Below are 6,130 nucleotides of genomic sequence, written 5' to 3'. Positions count from 1 at the left end.
GTCAGAAAGCCCCGAGTGTAGCTGTCACCTGGGGCTGGGGAAGTTGTGGCTTGATGGTTGATTTGGGAAACAACGCCCATGGCGAGACAAAAAATATCCGACCAACGAAGCCATATTTTCTCATGCATAAAAAAGAGCCCCGCGATAAATCGCGGGGCTCTTCGGAATGAGGTCGGAGTCGGCCTGTAAGCCGGGTTCTGTACCGGGTTGCCCCGGGTAGCAATCATTCCTCTAGGCCAGCAATCGCTCGCTGGCTCAAGCAACCTACCCGCCCCCAACGCGGGCCGCGCCAATAGGGGCCTATTTGGTCTTGCTTCGGGTGGAGTTTACCGTGCCACGAACTGTTGCCAGTCGCGCGGTGCGCTCTTACCGCACCCTTTCACCCTTACCTGATCCCTTGCGGGCCATCGGCGGTCTGCTCTCTGTTGCACTGGTCGTAGGCTCGCGCCCCCCAGGCGTTACCTGGCACCCTGCCCTATGAAGCCCGGACTTTCCTCCCCTCCGCCCGTCTGTCCCGAGGGACACAACGACGAAGCAGCGATTGCCCAGCCAACTCCGAGCGCGGATTATAGCCTTGCGATACACACGGGGTAAACCGGCAATTCCCGTTTACAGCCATTTATCGCGCTTTGACCCCCGTTGACAGGCTGAATGCTTGCCGGTACGGGGGATTGCACAGGTCAGAAAACAGTCTGCTGGCCTATTTCATCGGCTCAATAGTGCTCGAGACCGTATTTGTAGAGGGCATTTTTCTTCACGCCGTGGATCTCGGCGGTCAGGGCAGCCGCTTTTTTCAGTGGCAGTTCGGCTACCAGCAGCCCCAAAGTGCGGATCGCCTCGGCAGGCAGATCCTCTTCATCTTTCGAGGCGCCAGCCACCACCAGCACGATCTCGCCGCGGCAGCGGTTGTCATCCTCACCGAGCCAGGTCAGCATTTCAGAAGCAGGCAGACCGTGGATCGACTCAAAGGTCTTGGTCAGCTCGCGGCACACCACCACCTGACGCTCGCCGAGAATGCGAGCAATCGCTTCCACCGTATCCTTCACCCGGCGTGGCGATTCGTAGAACACCAGCGAGCGGGTGTCTTCGATGACCGCTTGCAGACGATCGTCGCGTCCCTTGCTCTTGGCGGGCAAAAAGCCTTCGAAGGCAAAGCGATCGGTAGGCAGACCGGCGGCGCTCAAGGCGGTGATGGCGGCACAGGGGCCGGGCAGCGGCACCACCTTGACCCCGGCTTCACGACAGCGGGTGACCAAGTGATAACCGGGGTCGCTGATGAGCGGGGTGCCGGCATCGGAGACCAGCGCAACACTCTTGCCCTCTTTGATCCGGCCGATCAGCACATCGGCCTTCTGCTGCTCGTTGTGATCGTGCAGGGCGAAGGTCGGCACCGAGATTTGGTAGTGGCTGAGCAGGATACCGGTATGACGGGTATCTTCGGCTGCCACCAGATCGACACTGCGTAAAATGTCCAATGCACGCTGGGTGATGTCCGCCAAATTGCCGATCGGAGTGGGGACTATATACAGGGTTGGGATGTCACTCATGGGATCTCCGAGTGCCCCGACAATTGTGTCGCCATATTGGCCCGTTTACACTATGGGGAACTTCAACACTGGTCGGGGAATGAACTTGAACCGGGTTACAAAGCAGCTAAGTGTATCACGACTCTTCGGCATCATACTCGCGGCAGTACTGCTCGCCGCCTGTGCGTCGGAGCCCAATCAACCGTCAGGGCAGTCAGGCATGCCCTCTGCGTTCTCCAATCTGACCAAGAATGCCCAGTGGTATCTTGAGCAGGTGGACCCGGCCAAGCCGGCTGAAGCCTTTACCTGGCAGATGCTGGCGGCACGCAGCTATCTGGCGCTGGGCCAGGCCAAACCGGCCTCGGCACTGTTCCAGCAATTGCAGAAGCAGGCCAAGGAGCCCACCCAGAAGGCGCAGCTGCAACTGCTGCAAGCCCATCTGTTGCTGGCGCAGGGCCACGCCAATCAGGCGCTGATCCTGCTGGAAGGCAAACCCGAGGTGGTGCTGGATGCCGATACCCAGAAGGATTGGTATCGCCAACGCGTGGTGCTGCAGCTCGACATCAACAACAAGTTTGGCGCAGCCAAGTCGTTGATTGCACTGGAGCCCTACCTCAATCAGAGCGAGCAGGCGACCAACCATCAGCAGATCTGGTCGTTGCTCAAAAGCATGACCCCCTCCACCCTGCAAGCGCTGGAAGAGGCGCCGGCCCCTGATGTGACCACCGGCTGGTTGCGACTGGCGGCACTGGTCAACGAGTTTGGTGCCCAGCCAAACCTGCTGGCGCGGCAGCTGGCAGGCTGGAAGCGCGACTTCCCCAACCATCCGGCCCAGAAAGATATGCCGGCAGGATTGGGCGATCTGGCTACCACTGCCAGCACCTCGGTGCAGCAGATCGCCGTGCTGCTGCCCCTCTCCGGTAATCTGGAGCCGCAGGGCGCCGCCATCCGCAACGGTATGCTGATGTCTTATAAGGAGAATCAGGGGCAATTTACCCTGAACTTCTACGACACCCAGAGCAAGTCGACCGGCGATCTTTACAAGCAGGCGATTCAGGAAGGGGCGGACATGATCATCGGCCCGCTGCTGAAAGACCGGGTCGAGGAGCTGCTCAAGGCCAATCCGACCGTGCCGGTGCTGGCGCTCAACGAGCTGGACAAGCCAATCGTCAACGATACCACCTACTACTTCTCCCTCTCTGCCGCCGCAGATGCCGCGCAGGCAGCCCAGTACCTTTACACTCAGGGCTACCGCAAACCGCTGCTGATCGCCGCTCAGGGGCGGATCGGTTACAGCAGTATCAAGGCGTTCGAGCAGAGCTGGGCCACCCTGAGCCAGGATAAGCCGATCGTTGCCACCTTCGGTGCCCGCAACGAAGTACAGGGGATGGTCAAGAATGCCCTGAGCGGCCGCTCTACCGCCCGTGCTGGTGAAGTGGTGCAACTCTCTGATGCCGCACCGCGCAGCATCGATGCGGTTTACGTGGTGGCCAACAGTCTGGAAACCCGGATGATCAAGCCCTACGTGGATGTCTCGGTCAATCCGATGGGCAGCCTGCCCATCTACACCAGCTCCCGTGGCTACGACAGCGCTGCCACCGAGGTCGCCTCCGAGCTCAATGGCATGCATATCGCCGATATGCCGCTGCTGCTTGGCGGCTACGAGAAACAGCGCGAGCAGATCGCCCTGCTCTGGCCGCAGACTCAGGGTGACCTGCTGCGGCTGTTTGCCATGGGTTACGATGCCGTCAGCCTGGCAGAGAACCTGCAGCAGATGCGCAAGGTGGGCGGCATGCAACAGGCCGGCATGAGCGGTCAGCTGAGCGTGGATGCCCAGGGCAATATCGTGCGGATGCTGAGCTGGGGGACTTACCAGAACGGCAAACTGGTCGACGAGAACGCTGTTCAGCAGCTGGAGGAGCCCTCCAATGAAGGAACTATGGAAACGGATGCGCCAGCAGTTGCCGAGCCTGTTCCCCTCACCGACGAGCAAGGGACAGCACTTTGAACAAGTCGCTGAACGCTGGTTGCAGGCCCGGGGCCTGCAACCGGTAGCGCGCAACTACCGCTGTCGTGGCGGCGAAATAGATCTCATCATGCACCAGGGCCAGACCCTGGTGTTTGTTGAGGTGCGCTATCGGGCCACAAGCAGCCATGGCGGGGCCGCCAACTCGGTCACCCGCAGCAAACAGCACAAGATCATGCTGGCAGCGCGCCACTATTTGAAGCAACATGCCATCAACGAGGCCAATCAGGCCTGCCGATTCGATGTGATTGCGTTCGAGGGCGACCAGCCAGCCTGGATCCAGAACGCGTTTTAAGAGGACCCTATGACTGACCGCATCAAAGAGAACTACACCGAAAGCATCCAGACCAAGATAGCCGCCGCCGAGGCGCTGCCGGATGCCATCCATACTGCGGCCCAGATGATCACCATCTGCCTGCTCAATGGCCACAAGGTGCTGGCATGCGGTAACGGTCCTTCTGCCGCACTGGCGCAACTGTTCATCTCCGAGCTGGTCAACTGCTACGAGACCCAGCGCCCCTCCCTGCCCGGCATGGCCCTGACCCCGGACATGGCGACCATCAGCGCCATCGCCACCGATCACGGTTTTGAAGAGGTCTACGCCAAGCAGATCCGCGCACTGGGCCAGCCCGGCGACATTCTGGTGGTCATCACCACTTCCGGCCACAGCCGCAGCCTGATCAAGGCCGCCGAGGCCGCCCTCTCCCGCGACATGACCATAGTGGTGCTGAGCGGGGGGGACGGTGGCGAAATGGCAGGTCTGCTCGGTCCGAACGATGTGGAGATCCGTGTGCCATCCGCCCGTCGCCCTCGCATTCTGGAAGTGAACCTGTTGACCCTGCACTGCCTGTGTGATCTCATCGACCAGACACTTTTCCCGCAACAGGAAGATTGAAACCATGAAAAAGCACACTATCCTGCTCGGTCTGCTGGTGAGCAGCCTGCTGCTGCAAGGCTGCGCAGCCGTGGTTGTTGGCGGCGCCGCAGGGACAGCCAAGGCCTCTGGCGATCGCCGAACGCTGGGCGCACAGTGGGATGACCAGACCATCGAGCTGAAAGCGGCCAATCTGCTGGCCGACAACAAACCGCTCAGCGCAGCCAGCAAGATCAGCGTCTATAGCAACAACGGCCGCGTGCTGCTGGTCGGCCAGACACCTTCTGACGTTTACAAGATTGAGGCAGGCAAAATTGTCAGTCGCATCGAAGGGGTCCGCCACGTCTACAACGAGTTGCGCCTCGGCCAGCCCGCCAGCTTCACTACTCGCAGTAATGATTCCTGGATCACCTCCAAGGTGAAGGCCGACATGTTCGGTACCAAAAACTTCGACAGCACCAAGGTCAAGGTGGTCACCGAGAATAGCGAGGTGTTCCTGATTGGTCTGGTGACGCGTCAGGAGGGGGAACAGGCAGTGCAGATTGCCCGCCACGTTGAGGGCGTGAAGCGCGTGATCAAGGCCTTCGAGTTCGCCCAGAACTAAAACCACGCGGCATAAAAAAACGCAGCCAATCGGCTGCGTTTTTTATTTGATCACTTTCAGGGTCGGACGACCGCTGGGGCGCGGCGGTTCCGGCTCAGGCTCCACCGGCGCTTCGGCCTGTTCCAGCCAGATGTCGTAACCCGGCTCGGGCGGGAACATGGTGCCCACGCCGTTCTCCCGGGCATGGATAGCCAGCACGGCCGCCATCGGGATATAGACCTGCTGGGATACCCCGCCAAAGCGGGCGCTGAAGCTGATGGCCTCATTATCCATATGAAATTGCATCACGGCACGAGGCGCGATGTTCAGCACTATCTGCCCATCCTGGGCAAACTGCATCGGCACCATCACATGGGGAATGTTGACGTTGACCACCAGATGGGGGGTCAGGTCATTGTCCAGCAACCAGTCAAAGAACGCCCGTAACAGGTACGGGCGGCTCGGTGTCATTGTCGGTTCCATGCTCATACGCCAGAACGGATCTCGCGCTCGGCTTCGGTCAGAGAGGCCTGGAAGGATTCACGCTCGAACAGACGAACCATGTAGGCCTTCAGCTCTTTGGCACCACGACCGGTCAGGTCGATGCCAAGGCTCGGCAGACGCCACAGCAGCGGAGCCATGTAGCAATCCACCAGACCGAACTCTTCGCTCATGAAATAGGGCATTTCACCGAAGATCGGCGCGATGGCCAGCAGGTTGTCACGCAGTTCGTTGCGTGCCGCTTCAGCATCGGTACCGGCCATGATCTTGTCGGCCAGGGAGTACCAGTCCAGCTCGATGCGGTGCATCATCAGACGGCTGTTACCACGAGCAACCGGGTAAACAGGCATCAGGGGCGGATGCGGGAAGCGCTCGTCCAGATACTCCATGATGATGCGTGAGGTATAGAGTGCCAGCTCACGATCCACCAGAGTCGGTACAGAGTTGTACGGGTTCAGCTCGGCCAGCTCATCCGGCAGATTGGCTGGGTCAACCTGGCAGATATCCACGCTAACACCCTTCTCCGCCAGGACAATACGCACCTGATGGCTGAACATATCGTTGGCACCGGAAAACAGCGTCATTACCGAACGCTTATTGGCAGCTACAGCCATTGAACC

General features: G+C 60.0%; 7 protein-coding genes and 1 other RNA gene. 4 read left to right on the top strand and 4 right to left on the bottom strand.

Annotated features, from left to right (window positions below):
* Positions 1–170 precede the first annotated feature (170 nt).
* Both rnpB and rsmI read right to left on the bottom strand, forming a co-directional pair.
* Positions 171–557: RNase P RNA component class A (rnpB, locus tag OKC40_RS04505), an RNA gene on the bottom strand.
* A 156-nt stretch (positions 558–713) separates the two neighbouring features.
* Positions 714–1,547: a 16S rRNA (cytidine(1402)-2'-O)-methyltransferase gene (rsmI, locus tag OKC40_RS04500; RefSeq protein WP_042655669.1), complete on the bottom strand. Its 834-nt coding sequence runs from the start codon at positions 1,545–1,547 to the stop codon at positions 714–716.
* A gap of 199 nt (positions 1,548–1,746) precedes the next feature.
* Here rsmI and OKC40_RS04495 point away from each other — a divergent pair, with 199 nt between their 5' ends.
* From OKC40_RS04495 to dolP, 4 genes are read left to right on the top strand one after another with little or no spacing between them, the layout of a single operon-like run.
* Positions 1,747–3,534: a penicillin-binding protein activator gene (locus tag OKC40_RS04495; protein WP_270794249.1), complete on the top strand. Its 1,788-nt coding sequence runs from the start codon at positions 1,747–1,749 to the stop codon at positions 3,532–3,534.
* Positions 3,476–3,847: a YraN family protein gene (locus OKC40_RS04490; protein WP_042061509.1), complete on the top strand. Its 372-nt coding sequence runs from the start codon at positions 3,476–3,478 to the stop codon at positions 3,845–3,847. The genes OKC40_RS04495 and OKC40_RS04490 overlap by 59 nt, the downstream gene beginning before the upstream one ends.
* Positions 3,848–3,856: 9 nt before the next feature.
* Complete coding sequence (locus OKC40_RS04485) at positions 3,857–4,447, top strand: D-sedoheptulose-7-phosphate isomerase (RefSeq protein WP_005336275.1); 591 nt, start codon at positions 3,857–3,859, stop codon at positions 4,445–4,447.
* Between the two features lie 4 nt (positions 4,448–4,451).
* Complete coding sequence (gene dolP / locus OKC40_RS04480; RefSeq protein WP_042655666.1) at positions 4,452–5,030, top strand: division/outer membrane stress-associated lipid-binding lipoprotein; 579 nt, start codon at positions 4,452–4,454, stop codon at positions 5,028–5,030.
* A 42-nt stretch (positions 5,031–5,072) separates the two neighbouring features.
* On the opposite strand, the gene OKC40_RS04475 is transcribed toward dolP, so the two are convergent.
* Both OKC40_RS04475 and sspA read right to left on the bottom strand, forming a co-directional pair.
* Positions 5,073–5,498, bottom strand: coding sequence for a ClpXP protease specificity-enhancing factor (locus OKC40_RS04475; RefSeq protein WP_005336278.1), 426 nt, complete (start codon positions 5,496–5,498; stop codon positions 5,073–5,075).
* Positions 5,495–6,124 (bottom strand): stringent starvation protein SspA, encoded by a 630-nt coding sequence (sspA, locus tag OKC40_RS04470; RefSeq protein WP_042012397.1) that lies wholly within the window; start codon positions 6,122–6,124, stop codon positions 5,495–5,497. Before sspA ends, OKC40_RS04475 begins: the two co-directional genes overlap by 4 nt.
* Positions 6,125–6,130: the final 6 nt, after the last annotated feature.

The organism is Aeromonas sp. QDB11, assembly GCF_027705265.1.
GTDB classification, from domain to species: domain Bacteria; phylum Pseudomonadota; class Gammaproteobacteria; order Enterobacterales; family Aeromonadaceae; genus Aeromonas; species Aeromonas allosaccharophila.
Note: the sequence above shows the minus strand (reverse complement) of the source record. Positions and strands in the feature narration are given on the sequence as shown.

What these genes read in the sequence shown, in the direction of transcription:
- rsmI (WP_042655669.1), bottom strand. Translation starts at nt 1,547, where the DNA reads ATGAGTGACATCCCAACCCTGTATATAGTCCCCACTCCGATCGGCAAT.
- OKC40_RS04495 (WP_270794249.1), top strand. Translation starts at nt 1,747, where the DNA reads ATGCCCTCTGCGTTCTCCAATCTGACCAAGAATGCCCAGTGGTATCTT.
- OKC40_RS04490 (WP_042061509.1), top strand. Translation starts at nt 3,476, where the DNA reads ATGCGCCAGCAGTTGCCGAGCCTGTTCCCCTCACCGACGAGCAAGGGA.
- OKC40_RS04485 (WP_005336275.1), top strand. Translation starts at nt 3,857, where the DNA reads ATGACTGACCGCATCAAAGAGAACTACACCGAAAGCATCCAGACCAAG.
- dolP (WP_042655666.1), top strand. Translation starts at nt 4,452, where the DNA reads ATGAAAAAGCACACTATCCTGCTCGGTCTGCTGGTGAGCAGCCTGCTG.
- OKC40_RS04475 (WP_005336278.1), bottom strand. Translation starts at nt 5,498, where the DNA reads ATGAGCATGGAACCGACAATGACACCGAGCCGCCCGTACCTGTTACGG.
- sspA (WP_042012397.1), bottom strand. Translation starts at nt 6,124, where the DNA reads ATGGCTGTAGCTGCCAATAAGCGTTCGGTAATGACGCTGTTTTCCGGT.